Source organism: Cognatiyoonia sp. IB215182 (assembly GCF_033963905.1).
Lineage (GTDB): Bacteria > Pseudomonadota > Alphaproteobacteria > Rhodobacterales > Rhodobacteraceae > Yoonia.
This window is the reverse complement of the sequence record NZ_JAXBMB010000012.1, coordinates 1-14,792: the sequence shown is the minus strand read 5'-3', so window position 1 is coordinate 14,792 and position 14,792 is coordinate 1. Positions and strand designations below refer to the sequence as shown.

Below are 14,792 nucleotides of genomic sequence, written 5' to 3'. Positions count from 1 at the left end.
TGCGGACTGCAGGTCGCTCGACGTTTCGTTTAGTCACTCGTGATACCCTGCCATAGGCGCCCCTTGTTTCAAACGCAGTAAAAGCCCACGTAGCCCCGTATTTTGCACGCGCAGCGAATGACCAGTCCGACGGGCCGCATCACAGCATCCAGACGCAACGGCCAAAGTCAGCTTTGGGCCGTCCCTGACGTTGGTCGGAAGCACCGGAACGGAGGTGCAGCGTTGCCTCCGAGATGGGCGACGAGCCCAGAGTTACAAATGCTGTACCCTGCCTTAATGTTGGCCATCGACCATCCGGCGCCTGTGTTTCTTGCAAACCTCGATAAGCGCCCGCAGCTTCGGCATCACTTGATGGCGGTGCGGATAGTAGAGGAACAGGCCATCAGAGGTTTGGATGTATGAGGTCAGGACCGGGACCAATCGACCCGCGCGCACGTCTTCGGCGAAAGTGGCTTCCAAATCGTAGGCCAACCCAAGACCCTGCCGTGCGGCAATCGGCTTGCTGGCGTAGTCATTCACAATCACCTGGCCCCGTACGTTGAATGGCGTCGGGCGGCCATTCTTAATCAGCTCCCACTGATAAAGTTGCGGTGAGGACGTATACCGATAGCCAATGCAGGAATGGTCTACGAGATCGTCGGGGGTTTCGGGTGTTCCATGCTTTGCAAGGTAATCCGGTGACGCGACGATCTGCCAAGGGAGCGGCCCGGTCAGGTTCAGGCCCACCAGATCGGCATCCACCTGATCGCCGAGACGTATACCAGCATCGAAACCGTCGCGGGCGAGATCCACGAGACCGTCATCCACCACAATCTCCAACGTTACGCGGGGCGCCGCGTTGGCAAAGTCGGCCAGGATAGGTTCGATCACCAGCGGGACGGCAATACGCGGGACGGTGAGCCTCAGAGTGCCTGCCGGACCTTTACCCAGATCGGCTGCTTCAGAGAGCCCCGTGTCGAGATCGGCGAGCAGCGGGCTAGCGTGATCAAAAAGCCGCTGCCCCGCTTCGGTAAGACCCACGCTGCGCGTTGTGCGCGTGAAGAGCGTGACGCCAAGGCGTTCTTCCAGACGGCGAACAGCAAGGCTGACAGCAGAGCGCGACAGGCCAAGCCGCTGACCTGCGGCGGCAAAGTTGCCGCTTTCCGCAACGGCGATGAACACAGTCAGACCTTCGAGACGGTTCAAATCCATCATTCAATTGTAGAGCACGGCACGACAGTGCGTCGAGTCTGTTGCGTCTACTAACCGGTCGAAAGATAATCCATCTTCGGGTCATGACGGACAAACCGCTTCAATCTGCCCAACGAAATGACCTGCTGCGCATGGGCGGCGCCACAATCGTTTACCTGGTCCCATATGCCATGCTCACACCGCAGGTCGTCGTGCGGCTTGGCGAAGCTGGAGCTTCGGCCACGGCTGTTTCTGTCTGCGGATTAGCGCCCTTCGTTCTGATCTTGACGATGTCGCCGATCACACCAAAGATCATGCAACGCCTCGGTTTGAAGGCCACGCAACTCTTAGGGCTGACGGTCGCGGCGCTCGCTCTCATGGCCACAGCCCTTTTAATGCTGGTTGGGTCAGTTTCTCTCTCGGCTTACGTCGCTTTTTCAGCGTTGCTCGGGATCGCCGCTGCGTTCACATGGACCGCGACCGAGGCCAGCATAGCAACCCGCGCGCCTCCCGACCGGATCGGGTCTTATAGCGCGATCTATCAGACGGGGCTTAGCGTCTCGCTTGCAGTTGGCCCTTTTCTTCCGGCGTTGTTCCAAATGACGGACATATGCCTTGTGGTCACGACCGCCGTTCTGATGGGGCTCGCGCTTGCCCTGGCTTTGGCATCACTGCCGCGACAATCAAAGCCTTCCACCGTTTCAACCCATGCGCCTGCTGGTCGGGTTTTATGGAGAGCTGCAGTGATGGTCCTTGCGGTTGCTCTGGTGGGGGGATGGTTTGAAGTCGGCCTCAATGCCATGCTTCCCTACGTCGCCCTGGATATCGGCGTGTCGTCACAGAGTGCCGCCATGCTGGTTGGGGTTCTGGCAACGGGCGCTCTTTTGAGCCAGCTTCCGATCTTCTTTTTGTCCGACAAATTATCGACGAACGCACTGTATCGCAGCTGCGCGATCGCGCTCTTCGCAGGGGCCCTCATGCTTGCCGTTACAAACCTGTCCTCGCACCTATTGTGGATTTCCGCGTTCGCCTTTGGTGCTGGCGGAGGAGCGCTTTACACCCTCGCGATGATTGAAGTCGCCCGGTCCCGCAACAGCCAGCCTGTTGCCACCCTGACCACTTTGGCTGTGTCAGCATACACGCTCGGCGGGATTGTAGGACCATTCTCAACAGGTGTCGTTCTCGATCTGACAGGGCCTCAGCATCTGTGGATCGTCCTTGGGGCCGTCCCAGTCGTCATTCTGCTCATGACATTCACTTCGCTCTCCAACCAACAAAAGGAACACTGACCATGCCAACGTATCTCATCATCGGAGCGAGCCGGGGTATCGGTGGCGCGACCGCCCAACATCTCGCCGACCAGGGCGGGGAGATACTTGGCGTATCCCGCAATCCGGCAGCTGTAGGCCATTGGATCGAGGCCGACATCGGAACCGTCGACGGCATCTCGAAAGTGGTAAAGGCCGTGGGGGACCGATCTATCGACGGACTCCTCTACCTTGGTGGCGTTTGGGAAAAGGGCGCGTTCACGGATGAATATGATTTCCTCAGCAGTCCAGCCGAAGAGACCCTTCAGCTGATCGCGGTTAATCTCACTGCACCGATCCTTTTGGCACAGGGCTTGGCACAAAACCTTGCGAAGGCGGGAAGCGGCAAGATCATCCTAATGGGGTCCATGTCGGGTGTGCAGAACACGGCCTCTCGTGAAGTTGCGAACACGGCTTCGAAGTTCGGTCTTCAGGGTGTCGGCGAAGCGTTGAATCTATCTCTACGGGAACACAGGATCGCAACAACCGTGATCAACCCCGACAACGTAACCACACCGGAAGTCGTTGAGGACATCGCAACTGGCGTGTTCGGTGATCAGGCGCCAATTCCTATGGAGGATATGACTGCTACAATAGACTATGTCCTTCGCGTGAGTGCGGACGCTGTGCCTTCAGTGATCAACCTGCGTCAGATAAAGCTTGAAGAGTAAGTTTCGCAAGCTGCCGTTCGGGCAGTGATCTTTGAATGGCAGTTTTGGTCCGCTGACCAGCCTGCGAGATCAAGGGGCCAATGTCCGGTTCGGGCTGCCAGCGGTAGTCGGTGCGTGTCGCAGCCGACGGCGGCTAAGAGCCCAACCCGGCCATCGCGATTTCTCGCTGCATGCGCTCGCAGCACGAAAACTTCTGCAAGTGCCCGGTTTGCCGTGCTGCAGTGCGGCTCCAAAATCGGCCATTCGAACATCGCGCAGCGAGATTTATGAGGGCAATTTACAGGTCGCGGGACTTTACTGCCGTTTGCCAGTATTAGTTCAAGGTCTGCTGTCTATCGCAAAGCAGCCTCAAGTCACTCCGAATGGAACCTGCTGAGCCTCGCCCCATTGCCTTGGTGACTGCCCGTACATGCGTTTGAACTCACGGCTGAACTGCGACGGGCTGACATAGCCAACGTCAAGCGCTGCCTCGTTCACTGTCATACCGCCCGCGATCTTCATAGCGGCGTTGTTTAGGCGCATGGATTTCATGAACTGGATCGGAGCCATTGTCGTGGCCTCTTTGAACTTACGGTGAAAGACGGCCCGGCTCATGCCTGCTCTGTTTGCCAAATCATCTATTGAAACGGGCACATCCAAATTTGATGAGATATGTGCGATAGAACGCGCAATAGCGTTTCCTGAGCCAAATGCCTGCCTTGCTAACGTACCTGCGTCACCTTTCAGGATCGCATAAAGCAACTCCCGTAACCGTGCTTCACCCAGAACTGCCATATCTGTCTGATTGTCCGTGAGTTGCAGGAGCCTCAAAAGCGCTTCAGTAAACCCTCGATCCCATCCCGCAAGCCTGACCCCTTGCGCTCGCAGACTTTCTTTGGTTGCAGCAGGAGTACTTCCGGCATGTTCCATTTCCATGGCCAACGCCGTCATGACGCGTCGGTCCAAGGAGATAAGAGCTCCGTAGAGCGGCGTTTCTGACGACGCGGATGGCGTTCCCGCTTTGACTGGCATCGACATAGGGCAACACAGGTACTGGCTGGCATTGTAGACGTACCTTTGACCGTCAAGAACGACCTCCTTGGAACCGCTTACGATAGACACCACGCACGGTTCATAGACAGCCGGAACGCATGGAATTTCTTGCGTTGCTCGAAACACCTGCACGCCATGGATCCCGGTCTCGGTCAAACCGTCTATCTTGGCCCGAGCCGCGATAATTCGTTTGATTTCATCCTTACTCATACAGTTGATCTAGATTCCTCAGGTAAGTCCTGGCAACCATGTTGATACAATCAGGCAAGCAATCGCGAGTTTTGCACCTGTTTGACCGCGCCCGTGAGAGTTATTTGCAGCAACGAAGACAAGCAGCGCGACACCATGTCGGCACCAAATGGAGCAAGACCATGCCAGACACAACATTCGGACCCAATGGTTGGACGCCGGAGCGTCTCGGCAACCTCAACGGCAAAACCTATCTCATCACCGGTGCCAATGCAGGTGCAGGGTTTCAAGCTGCGCGAACGCTGCTAAACAAAGGTGCGAGAGTTGTTATGCTGAACCGGTCGGTTGAGAAGTCTCAATCCGCCGTTGAAGAGTTAAAAAAAGAGTTTGGTGTCGATGCGGGCGTGAGTTTTGTTCGCATGGACCTGGCTTCACTCGCCAGCGTGCGCGAAGCTGCCGCAGAGGTGCTGAAGACGGTCAAACGCATTGACGCTCTCATCTGTAACGCTGCCATCGCACAAGTGCCGACGCAGAAGCTGACCGAAGATGGCTTTGAGAGCATGTTGGGCACTAACCATTACGGCCACTTTCTGCTCTGTGGTCTGCTGTTTGACCGGATTGAGGCTTCGAAAGGTCGGATCGTTGTGGTCAGCAGTCTGGGCTACAATATGGGGATCAAGACCATCCAGTTTAACGACATGAACTGGGATAAGAACTATCATCAAAACCGCACCTACTCTCAAAGCAAGCTGGCGCAGATGATGTTTGCTTACGAGCTTCAGGACCGGCTGGCAGCAGCGGGCAAGCCCGAAGTCGAAGTTTATGTTTGCCATCCGGGATCGTCGCGGACGTCGCTGATCACCACAAGCGGCAACCTTGCGACACGGATCATGTTCTGGCTGATGTCTCTGTCGCCCATGGTCCAATCTGCCGAGAAAGGTGCTTGGCCCGAGGTGATGTGCGCGACCGAAGATAGGCTGGAGCAGCGTGCACTCTATGGCCCGACCGGGCGCATGGAATTCGTCGGACCAGTTGGCAAAGGTACGCTGCATCCCCACGCACACGACAAACCCGCTATGGAACGGCTCTGGGAAGTATCGGAACAGGCGACAGGATTTTCGTGGACGTTTTGAGATGAAGGCAAGCCCAAAGTGGGCCCGTGTTCCGGAAGCACATTTAGGTCGTTAGCGCCGTGATGGCCTTCACCACGTCCTCGGCTTGACCCAAATCGACGTGACCAAAGCCACCAGCATCGTTGTCCCAATACCGCCCGGAGGCATTTGCAAACTCGTTATCCAGCGATAGTCGACACAGGATATCCGCCCCGATCTGCAGATCGTGTCCAGCGACACCAAAGCCCTCCTTGACCATCTTTGACGCCAGCAAAGAGCCGGGATTTACGGCGATGAAGACCGGGCCATCGGGATGCGTTGCCGCCATCTGCGCGGACCACAAGGCGATGCCGCGTTTGCTCTGTGCGTAGGCCCCCATATCATCCAGGTGCTTGCCTCCTGATAGGGCTGCCAGATCAACCGGGGCCTGGGCAGCAGACGACAGATTTATGATGCGGCCATCGCTTGGAATGATCGGCAGCAGGGCCTTTGTCAAAACATGCGGGGCCAGTGTGTTCACCACGAACCGCACATCCTGACCGTTGGGTAGAATCGGATTGGTCGTTTTGTACACACCGGCGTTGTTGATGAGAACATCAATCCGGTCGTGATTGGCTCTGATCGCCTCGGCGAGCTTCGCTGTCTCCCCCAGTGACGAAAGGTCTGCCTGATAAGTGGCAACATCGCCTCTAAGTTCCTCCGCTGCGGCCTTTAGTTTGTTTGCGCTTCGGCCATGCAGAATGACCGTGTGGCCCATGTCAGCGAGGGTCTTGGCAGTCAGCAGGCCAATGCCGTCGGTTGATCCTGTGATGAGAATGGTTTTGGTCATTGCATACTCTTTTCTGTTGGAAATTCTGGAAGCACCTCGTCGGCCAGGCGCTTGATTGTGTGTTCTATGTCGGCCTGATTGAACCGCAGGTTCAGGGCGACGTGGTTGATCCCGTGGTCACGCAAAGACGCCAAATAAGTCTTTAGGAACATGACGCCTGAGCGGAAGCCTAGGTGGACTGGCGTCGGTTCAGTATCATCCTCCCCGACAAGATCTACATAGAGAGACTGCATGACTGGCTTCGTCTCTGCATCGGCATTTGCCCCGCGCAGACGATAGTCCTTCACCACCTGTGCCTGTGATGCGATGTCCCGTGGATACGTCATCCATCCATCGCCATGGGTCGCGACCCAATCAGGGGCTTGCTGAGAGCCACCGGTGATGAGGATTGGCACCCGCCCGTTTGCTGGTTTGGGCAGCATGTCCATTGACCCGTTCAGGATTCCATGGTCGCCGTTGTAAGACGGGTAATCACCGGCCATGGCGCGGATGTAATCTATGCTTTCTCGGAACCTGTCTCCTCTGTCTGGAAAGCTCATGCCGAGGGCCGGGTATTCCTCTGGTCTGTCTCCCGATGCGACTCCCAGTAAGAGCCGACCTCCTGACAATTGGTCTGCCGACGCTGCTGCTTTAGCCACATGGGCCGGGTGCCGCAGGGGCAGGATGATGCTGGCGACGCCAAGTGCGATGTTCCGTGTCACACCAGACAGCAGCCCAAGATAGACAAACGGATCAAACATTTGCCCGGCATCGCCAAACGTAGGCACGTTGAACGGCACGTCACGCAGCCACAGAGCGGCAAACCCCAACTCATCCGCCATCTGCGCCCGTTCGATGTGACGGGTCATATCCGGCACTGGGCTGCCGTGATGGGCATCCAGTGGGACAACTAAACCAACAGTCAGGTCTCCCGGTCGGAACACCGTGTTGTAGGCCCGGTTGAGAGACGGGAATGTCATGGCTGTCGCAGTATCTAGCATCACTTGAGTGTCTACCATTTCAATCTCCATAGCGCACCAAAGTGCGGCTCTCGATGCTTTGCCGGATTGAGGTGATCGTCGGGTCTTCGGCCATATCCAGGGCCGAATGGGCCACTGACGGCTTTCCTCGATTGTCATAAATGTTGAAGAGAGCCACCTCATCCGGCGTCATACGGGATTGATACACCCATTCATGGTTCGGGTTCCCGACAAGCCCCATGATGTGTCCACGTCGGTCTGGGTAAATCAGATCGAGCAACAGCCAGTCTTTGTCGGCCACGCTGGAGGGTCGCACAAAACCCAAAGGGGCCGAGTTGATCGGGTGCGCCACCGGACGCCAGACATTGATGAAGCCGTAATGTCCGTTTGACCATTCAGCAGCTTTGGCCTCGCCCAGTATGTCGATCAGCCTTTGCTGTGCGCCTTCGGGGCTGTAGTCGCTGTGGACATTGCGGGCCGGTTTGCGTGTCGCGTTGGGGTCGTCGATGCGCACGGTATGGTCAAAGATGATGACCTCAGTTGCACCAACTTCACGTGTGAGCAAGTCGGTGAGCTCCTGATCATAGGCGTCCTGCCAAGCACGGTCTTGCTCGAAGGCGCTCACGGTCGAGGGTGCGGTCAGGAACCCAACACTATCTTGGTCAAAACTCACACCGCCATCAATTCGGACATCCGTTATTAGGACCTCGGTCACATCGTGTTCCGGCGAGATGATCTTCCCGACAACACCACCGGCGTCGATATGGTAGGCTTGCCGCTCAGATGCATGAACATGGTAATTCACCGTCGCAGTGCTTGGCATCTTGATTATCCTCGCTGCAGGAGCTCCGATGCGATGCACCGGACCGAGATTAGGAAATCAGGCGAGATCGTCTTTGCCTTCGATCACGAAGTGGTAGCTCTCTGATCCTGCGGTCCGAGCATCGAGATGCGGTTTGTACTCAGGATCACTCATGAAGTTCATTGCCGCCTCTTTCGATGGCCATTCCAGGATGATGCGGAGTGCGGCGGCTTGCTCACTGCCTTCTACCTGTTCGTGTGATGCGGTGCGGGCGAGATATTTGCCACCATGCTTTGCCACCAACTTGTTTGCGGTTGGCAGGTAGTCGGGAATCCAGTCTTCGCTGGATGGCGTGACGGCAAGAACGGAATAATAGGCCATGGGGCATCTCCTGTTGGATCGTCTGTTCCGCACTAGATATCGGGCATTGCAAAACCGGAATAAACTGGATCAAATCAGGAAAGATATTTCCGGTTTTGGATATAATCATGGAAACCGATACTCTGCGCCTCTTTGTGCTGGCTGCCGACAAGCTGAACATCAGCGCCGCCGGGCGGGAGCTTGGACTTGCCCCATCGGTGGCGAGTGCCTGGATGAGCAAACTGGAGAAAAGTGTAGGGGCCGATCTACTGCATCGGTCTACCAGAAAGGTCGCACTCTCGACGGAGGGGCTAGAGTTCCTGCCCTACGCCAGAGACATCGTGGCCCGTGAGGATGCTGCCAGAGCGGCACTTGGCCAGGGCGCGGAACGGGTGTCCGGCACTTTGCGTTTCACCGCTCCCAGCACCTTTGCCCAACTCTACATCGCGCCGATCTTGCCGGAGTTCACGAAAGATCACCCAGACCTGCGTCTGGATATGCGCCTGTCGGACAAGCAATTCGACCTGATCGATGGCAGTTTCGATCTGGCGCTCAGGAATGCCGTTCTTGAGGACTCCAGCCTGCGGGGCCGTAAACTGGCCGATGACACCCGCGTTCTATGCGCGTCTCCGGGATACTTGACTGAACACGGACATCCAGAAACGCCGGATGATCTGCAGGATCATCACTTGGTAGCATTCGGAAATGACATGCCACACCGCATGACCAAAGATGACGGGACCCATGCTGACTTCGAGCCAGGCATAGGCCGCTGCAACCTGATCATTGACGACGGCCACAGCCACAAGGTGGCCACGATGGCGGGGGCTGGCATTGCGCCACACTCCCTCTGGAGCGTTCATAATGAGCTTGCCTCAGGCCAACTCGTCCGCGTCCTCCCCGCCTACACCTGCGTGGCCGAAACAGCACTCTGGTTGATCTATCCGCAGACCAACGTTCTCTCGGCAAAGGTGCGGGTGTTTATGGATTTTTTGCTCGAACGGATCGGGAAGAGCCCGGCTTGGCGCGCGAGTATTCTTTAAGGAACACTACGGGTTGTTAAGCCGCCGTTCGAGCTTCGCGCAGCATTCGACACAATGGGCTCAGAACGGCCTAATACCAACGCGGCAATGCCGTTGCAGCAGGCAGGTCCAGACCGGTCATCGGGCGCATTGACCAAGCCCTTGAAATCGTGACTTGTTAAGCGATGAGCGACCCTTCGCAGGTCAAGGGCCGTGGTTCATGCAACTGGCGGCGAAATCTGACTGTGAGCCCAAAATACCAAATGCTGCGCTACGCACGAATGGCGGCTTTCGCGGATGCTGTGTGAGTTCCGGAAAGCCATCGCAACGCCAATAAGCGACACCCCACTGGTTAAAACTCGTAGCCAGTTCCATCTCTGCCAATCAACACTGTAGCTGGCCCATAGATCAGCTAAATCCGTTTGATCAGGTGTGACGGTCAGTCCATCCAAAATCTGGTTGAGCGGTACGTTCTAAGTCAGCGTTACAACCATCATCGCAACCCAGCCAACCACACTCACGATGAAAGCCAGTTTTTGGTTGTAGTCAGCGATGCTGCGACGCATCCGAGGTCGGTAGAGAGCCCATACTTCCCAATTGACAGGTTGCGGCGAAGGGCTCCTTTCGTGAAGGGGGCCTAGTGGAGCAAGCTTCCTTTTCCGTTCCGGCGCAACACCTTCAACGAACCCTAAATTGACAAGTATCTATATAGATGATAATCGATTCTCATGATAAAACTGACTGCATCTCTTTCGGCCCTGGCCGACCCGACAAGGCGGGAAATCATTGCTCACCTCGCCAATGGCGAGGCGACGGTGTCCCAACTGGTTGATCAATTTGATCTGACCCAGCCAACTATCTCTTCCCACCTGAAGGTATTAGAAGGGGCCGGTCTGATCGTCCGCACCCGCGTGGCACAGACCCGCCCCTGCCGCCTCAATCCAGATGGACTCAAGACCATCGCGGACTGGCTGAAGGATTATGAGCGGTTCTGGCAAGGGACGCTGGACCATTTTGTCGAACGCGCTGAAAGAAAACCCTCAAACAGGAAAGGCGAAACTAATGACCGCTGACCTCAGAATTGAACGGCACATCGACCAGACACCAGAGTCGTGCTTCGATCTTTGGACGCATCCTGACCAGGTGGCACAATGGTGGGGGCCAAAAGACTATGCGGGCCAGCCCTTTAAGGCAAGGGTTGAGGCTTGGTCCCTCACAGCCGGTGAAGCCTGGGCCATTTCCATGACCGCGCCGGACGGAACCGTGTTTTCACAAAGCGGCACATTCTTGGAGGTTGAACGGCCTCGCATGATCCGTTTGTCCTTTGCGTGGCTTGAGAACGGCCAGCGCGGTCCCGAAACCGAAATCAGGGTTGCGTTTAATCCCGATGGCAACGGCACGCGGCTCGTTTTCGAACAACTCGGATTTGCCGACACCGCAACGCGCGACGTTCACATTCAAGGATGGCAGGAATGCCTGGATCGGTTTGCGCGCGCGGGTCTTGATCTCATGCAGGTCAGGCAATGAGCCCCAGAAAGATCACCGGCGGGTGTCATTGTGGCGCCATTCGCTTCACGGCTACCATTGACCTTGGCGAGCCGACGCTTCGGTGCAACTGCTCCATTTGCACCAAGTCCCGTGCCTGGATCACGCCCATCCCGGCTGATGACTTCGCCCTTGATGAAGGCTCCGAAACTCCGACGAAGTACCGCTTCGGCGCCAAAGTCATCACGCATTGCTTCTGCCCGCGCTGCGGCGTCAAAACACATGGTCGTATTAAGGGGCAGAGCGGCGCAGATGAGTTCTTCGCAGTCTCCGTCCAGTGTCTCGACCTCTCTCCCAAAGAATTAGAGTTGGTGCCACGCTCCTATGTGGATGGGCTGAATGACAGGCAGGACGGGGAACCCGAGTTAGTTGGATACTTATAAGGCAAAATCGCCAAAGCCGACCTCGGTCCCAAAATGGCCACGGCCGGTTTGTCCCGCGCTGTGGTCACTTAACCGGCCCCATCCAATGTCTCCTTCGGGCTAACCAGCGGTAGTCGGTGCGTGTCGCAGCAGACGACGGCTGAGAGCCCAACTTGCTCATTGGTCAGCTTGCGGCGAAGGTCCGTTTCTGGACCCTCGCCTCGGTCGTTCAGCCAATGATGCGCTGCGCTGTCACATAGATCGCATCACGTGTGCGGTTCTCGAAGTCGGCAACAAAGCCCTCCCACTCTGAGCCGCTCATTTCATCGTCAACATCGTCGCCGCCAGTCGATTTAATCACGACCACGTACTTGTGGGGCGGTGCTTTTCGCTCAAGTGTTTCTTCGGCTCGATAGTAGATCGGGTCGCTCATCGACTTGACCTTGTCGTAGCCGGGAAGATCAACTTCGTGCAGCCATTTCTCGAAATCGGCCTGATCCTGCTCAGGCGCGAGGTTGTACATCACAATCATGGTATCCATGGGTCTACTCCTTCTCTGTGGTTAGGGACGCCCGGTACTTTGTCACTCCCGGGAATTCGTGATCAAAATAAGCGCCGTAGAAGGTCGCAAAGGGTTCGAAGTGTTTCTCGTAGAGGGCTTGCGCGCTGTCATTTCCGTGAATGACCATGATTCCGATAGTCTTCGCGCCCATCTCTCGGCCACGATCAAATGCGGCCTTCATAAGCAGATGTCCCAGACCCTCGCCCCGGTGCTCGAGTGCAACGGCGACGGTTTCGATGATCAGGTCCGCCTGAGGCTTCAGAAACTCTGCCTCCGCACCGAAAGCCTTCAGATACGCCGCCTCCACGCGCTTGATTTGATCCTGGGACCAGCCCAACGACCAACCGACCGCTGGTAAGTTCTCCAAATCCAGTGGGCCCGCCGACGCAGTTTCTGGATCCGGGCGAAAGACGCAGCATGTGGCGGCAGGACTCCCTTGGACTTCGACGATCAGGAAGTCCTCGACTTTGCCCCAGTGAGATGCGTTTTCGCGAAGCATCGCCTCAACAAACGCTTCTGGTGTGGTTTGCGTGCTTTCCAGGAGACTTACCCAAAACGGCACCCCGAACGGTTGCGAGGACGCTTCGATGTCCATTTTGGCCAAGAAGGGGATGTCTGCGCGTGTTGCACGGCGAATGACGGGGTACAGGTGCGGTTGCATGTTCATCGGTGGCTCCTTAACATACGTTACGTATGTGAGATATGACATACGTGACGTATGTCAACGGTGAAGGAGCATCTTTTTTGGCGAACTTGCGAGAACAGAAGAAAGCGGAAACGTCAGCACGGCTTTTAGCGACAGCGCGGAAGTGGTTTTTCGAGAGGGGCTATGCTGGCACCTCGATGGATGACCTCTGCGCGGATGCAGGGGTGACACGCGGCGCGCTCTACCACAATTTTGGCAGCAAGGAGGGGTTGCTTGAGGCAGTGATCCGGCAAATCGATGCGGAAGTCGGCGACCGGCTGTTGGAAAAGAGCAGCGACAGTGTGGACCCCGATAGCTTTATCGCGACCTGTCTTGCCTATCTCGAAGCTGCTTTAGACCCAGAAGTGCGCCAGATCGTGTTTCAGGATGGCTTGGCGGTGCTGGGGCAAAGGCTCCGCGATATTGATCAGGAAGGCAGCGTTGAACCCCTCAGAGAGGCGATTGAAGAATTACAGAAGCAAGGATCGTTCATCGACGGTGATGCTGTTGCTTTGGCCGTACTCATCAACGGTGCGATGATCGATGCCGCTCTCTGGATCGCGGACGCGGACGATACGAACGAGCGACACAAAGCAGCTTCACACGCCCTTCGGTCGATGCTCTCCACGCTTAGTTGTAGAGAAAGCAGGCATTCTGCGATCGATAGCAAAGTCCGCTGATCCGTCAACTGACGCTCAAATCCGACGGCAGCTTTGGGCTGCCAGCAGTAGTCGGTGCGTGTCGCAGCCGACGGCGGCTAAGAGCCCAAAATCACCGATGCTGCCGCGCCGACAAGCGGACTATTCGCAGTAAAGAACAGCCATTTGACTATTGAACCGAGACTGTAGCTGAATGGAATGTCATCGTCTGCCATCGCACTTTCGCGGACTTGCCCAGATGATCTCTGTTGTCAGCTCTCTTCTAAAAGCCGCCGAGCCACGCGAAAACATTCAAGCGCCTGTGGCACACCGCAGTAAATGCCGATCACGTGAATGATTGCCCGTATTTCTTCTTGGGTGACGCCATTGTTGAGCGCCCCATGGCAATGGGTTTCCCATTCATGCATCTTGCCCAAGGCGCCGATCATCGACAGGTTCATCATCGACCGCGTCTTGGCGTCGATCACATCATCGCCCCAGCCAAAGCCCCAGCACCAGGATGTCATCGCCTCTTGGAACGGGCGGGTGAAGTCATCGGCGGCGGCGAGGTTCTTTTCGACATACTCGGCACCCAGCGTGGCCTTGCGTTGTTCCAGTCCTTTCAGGAACAGGTCTTCATCGAATGCGCTCATGGTTTTACCCCTTCAGCCGTATCGCGATATTCTTGGTTTGCACGTAATTCCAAAGCGCCTCACGCCCCTTTTCGCGGCCATAGCCAGATTTGCCATAGCCGCCAAACGGCGTTTCCACACCTCCCGCATACCATTCGTTGACAAAGACCTGACCGGCCTTCAGGTCCCGCGCGGCGCGGGTGGCGCAATCGAGATTGGCGGTGAAGACTCCCGCCACCAGCCCATAGTCGGTGCCATTGGCGATCTCGATGGCCTGCGCATCGTCGCGGAAGGACAGCACCGACAGGACGGGGCCAAAGACCTCTTGCTGCGCGATGTCCATATCGGGCGTCACACCTGACAGAACTGTGGGCTCGAGGAACGCGCCAGGACGGTTGGGCTTGCGCCCACCCGCAGCGATCCTTGCTCCCCGTCGTTCGGCACGGGTGATCATGCCAAGTGCGCGGTCGCGCTGGCCGTCGCTAACCATCGCCCCCATGTTTGCGCCAAACTCGCTGCGTTCGATGCCGGGACCGACGGAAAGTGATTTTGCGACCTTCTCAGCCCGGTCGACCAGTTCGTCGTGACGGCTTTCGTGAACGATCACACGTGACATGGCTGAGCAGACCTGGCCTGCGTTGAAATAGATGCCCCAGCGGATGTCATTCTCAAAGGCGTCGAGGTCGGCATCGTCGTGCACGATGGCCGCAGATTTTCCGCCCAGTTCCAGCACGCAAGGCACCACGTTTCGGGCCGCGGCCGTGGCAATCGCGATGCCTGTGGGGACAGAGCCAGTAAAAACGATCTGGTTCACATGCCTGTGCCCGGCCAGCACCGCGCCTGCTTCGCGCCTGTCTTAGCCCCCTAAAACTGTGCCACAGTTGGCTTAGTGTTGGAGGCAGGATTGATGGCGCG

The 14,792-nt window shown here is 56.8% G+C and carries 17 protein-coding genes and 1 pseudogene; 8 read left to right on the top strand and 10 right to left on the bottom strand.

Annotated features, from left to right (window positions below):
- Window positions 1-273: 273 nt before the first annotated feature.
- Window positions 274-1,191, bottom strand: a complete 918-nt coding sequence (locus SLH47_RS21100; RefSeq protein ID WP_320242406.1) for a LysR family transcriptional regulator — start codon at window positions 1,189-1,191, stop codon at window positions 274-276.
- Window positions 1,192-1,322: 131 nt separating this feature from the next.
- On the opposite strand from SLH47_RS21100, the gene SLH47_RS21095 reads away from it, so the two are divergent.
- Entirely contained in the window at window positions 1,323-2,459 is a 1,137-nt protein-coding gene (locus SLH47_RS21095) for an MFS transporter (protein WP_320242404.1), read from the top strand.
- A gap of 2 nt (window positions 2,460-2,461) precedes the next feature.
- On the top strand, window positions 2,462-3,148 hold the full coding sequence (locus tag SLH47_RS21090; RefSeq protein WP_320242403.1) for an SDR family oxidoreductase: 687 nt from the start codon (window positions 2,462-2,464) through the stop codon (window positions 3,146-3,148).
- Between the two features lie 348 nt (window positions 3,149-3,496).
- On the opposite strand, the gene SLH47_RS21085 is transcribed toward SLH47_RS21090, so the two are convergent.
- Window positions 3,497-4,390 (bottom strand): AraC family transcriptional regulator, encoded by an 894-nt coding sequence (locus tag SLH47_RS21085; protein WP_320242402.1) that lies wholly within the window; start codon window positions 4,388-4,390, stop codon window positions 3,497-3,499.
- 161 nt (window positions 4,391-4,551) lie between these two features.
- Here SLH47_RS21085 and SLH47_RS21080 point away from each other — a divergent pair, with 161 nt between their 5' ends.
- Entirely contained in the window at window positions 4,552-5,502 is a 951-nt protein-coding gene (locus tag SLH47_RS21080) for an SDR family oxidoreductase (protein ID WP_320242401.1), read from the top strand.
- 43 nt (window positions 5,503-5,545) lie between these two features.
- On the opposite strand, the gene SLH47_RS21075 is transcribed toward SLH47_RS21080, so the two are convergent.
- Genes SLH47_RS21075 through SLH47_RS21060 form a run of 4 tightly spaced genes read right to left on the bottom strand, consistent with a single transcriptional unit; the run spans window position 5,546 to window position 8,452 of the window.
- Window positions 5,546-6,310, bottom strand: a complete 765-nt coding sequence (locus tag SLH47_RS21075; protein WP_320242399.1) for an SDR family NAD(P)-dependent oxidoreductase — start codon at window positions 6,308-6,310, stop codon at window positions 5,546-5,548.
- On the bottom strand, window positions 6,307-7,308 hold the full coding sequence (locus tag SLH47_RS21070) for an LLM class oxidoreductase (protein ID WP_320242398.1): 1,002 nt from the start codon (window positions 7,306-7,308) through the stop codon (window positions 6,307-6,309). The genes SLH47_RS21075 and SLH47_RS21070 overlap by 4 nt, the downstream gene beginning before the upstream one ends.
- Before the next feature lies 1 nt (window position 7,309).
- Window positions 7,310-8,092, bottom strand: coding sequence for a CmcJ/NvfI family oxidoreductase (locus SLH47_RS21065; protein WP_320242397.1), 783 nt, complete (start codon window positions 8,090-8,092; stop codon window positions 7,310-7,312).
- Between the two features lie 57 nt (window positions 8,093-8,149).
- Window positions 8,150-8,452, bottom strand: coding sequence for a DUF1330 domain-containing protein (locus SLH47_RS21060; RefSeq protein ID WP_320242396.1), 303 nt, complete (start codon window positions 8,450-8,452; stop codon window positions 8,150-8,152).
- A gap of 107 nt (window positions 8,453-8,559) precedes the next feature.
- Here SLH47_RS21060 and SLH47_RS21055 point away from each other — a divergent pair, with 107 nt between their 5' ends.
- The 4 genes from SLH47_RS21055 (at window position 8,560) to SLH47_RS21040 (ending at window position 11,381) form a co-directional block, all read left to right on the top strand.
- Window positions 8,560-9,474 (top strand): LysR family transcriptional regulator, encoded by a 915-nt coding sequence (locus SLH47_RS21055; protein ID WP_320242395.1) that lies wholly within the window; start codon window positions 8,560-8,562, stop codon window positions 9,472-9,474.
- 707 nt (window positions 9,475-10,181) lie between these two features.
- On the top strand, window positions 10,182-10,526 hold the full coding sequence (locus SLH47_RS21050; RefSeq protein ID WP_320242394.1) for a metalloregulator ArsR/SmtB family transcription factor: 345 nt from the start codon (window positions 10,182-10,184) through the stop codon (window positions 10,524-10,526).
- Window positions 10,516-10,980 carry an SRPBCC domain-containing protein gene (locus SLH47_RS21045; RefSeq protein WP_320242393.1) on the top strand — a complete coding sequence of 155 codons (465 nt, stop codon included), beginning with the start codon at window positions 10,516-10,518 and terminating at the stop codon, window positions 10,978-10,980. Before SLH47_RS21050 ends, SLH47_RS21045 begins: the two co-directional genes overlap by 11 nt.
- Window positions 10,977-11,381: a GFA family protein gene (locus tag SLH47_RS21040; RefSeq protein WP_320242392.1), complete on the top strand. Its 405-nt coding sequence runs from the start codon at window positions 10,977-10,979 to the stop codon at window positions 11,379-11,381. The genes SLH47_RS21045 and SLH47_RS21040 overlap by 4 nt, the downstream gene beginning before the upstream one ends.
- A gap of 208 nt (window positions 11,382-11,589) precedes the next feature.
- On the opposite strand, the gene SLH47_RS21035 is transcribed toward SLH47_RS21040, so the two are convergent.
- Both SLH47_RS21035 and SLH47_RS21030 read right to left on the bottom strand, forming a co-directional pair.
- Window positions 11,590-11,901 carry a hypothetical protein gene (locus tag SLH47_RS21035; protein ID WP_320242391.1) on the bottom strand — a complete coding sequence of 104 codons (312 nt, stop codon included), beginning with the start codon at window positions 11,899-11,901 and terminating at the stop codon, window positions 11,590-11,592.
- A gap of 4 nt (window positions 11,902-11,905) precedes the next feature.
- Window positions 11,906-12,589, bottom strand: coding sequence for a GNAT family N-acetyltransferase (locus SLH47_RS21030; RefSeq protein WP_320242390.1), 684 nt, complete (start codon window positions 12,587-12,589; stop codon window positions 11,906-11,908).
- A 77-nt stretch (window positions 12,590-12,666) separates the two neighbouring features.
- On the opposite strand from SLH47_RS21030, the gene SLH47_RS21025 reads away from it, so the two are divergent.
- Window positions 12,667-13,287, top strand: coding sequence for a TetR/AcrR family transcriptional regulator (locus tag SLH47_RS21025; protein WP_320242389.1), 621 nt, complete (start codon window positions 12,667-12,669; stop codon window positions 13,285-13,287).
- Between the two features lie 230 nt (window positions 13,288-13,517).
- Here the strand turns inward: SLH47_RS21025 and SLH47_RS21020 are convergent, their stop codons facing one another.
- Window positions 13,518-13,898, bottom strand: a complete 381-nt coding sequence (locus SLH47_RS21020; protein ID WP_320242388.1) for a carboxymuconolactone decarboxylase family protein — start codon at window positions 13,896-13,898, stop codon at window positions 13,518-13,520.
- Window positions 13,899-13,902: 4 nt separating this feature from the next.
- A pseudogene (locus tag SLH47_RS21015) lies at window positions 13,903-14,718 on the bottom strand (aldehyde dehydrogenase family protein); the annotation flags it as partial.
- Between the last annotated feature and the right edge of the window lie 74 nt (window positions 14,719-14,792).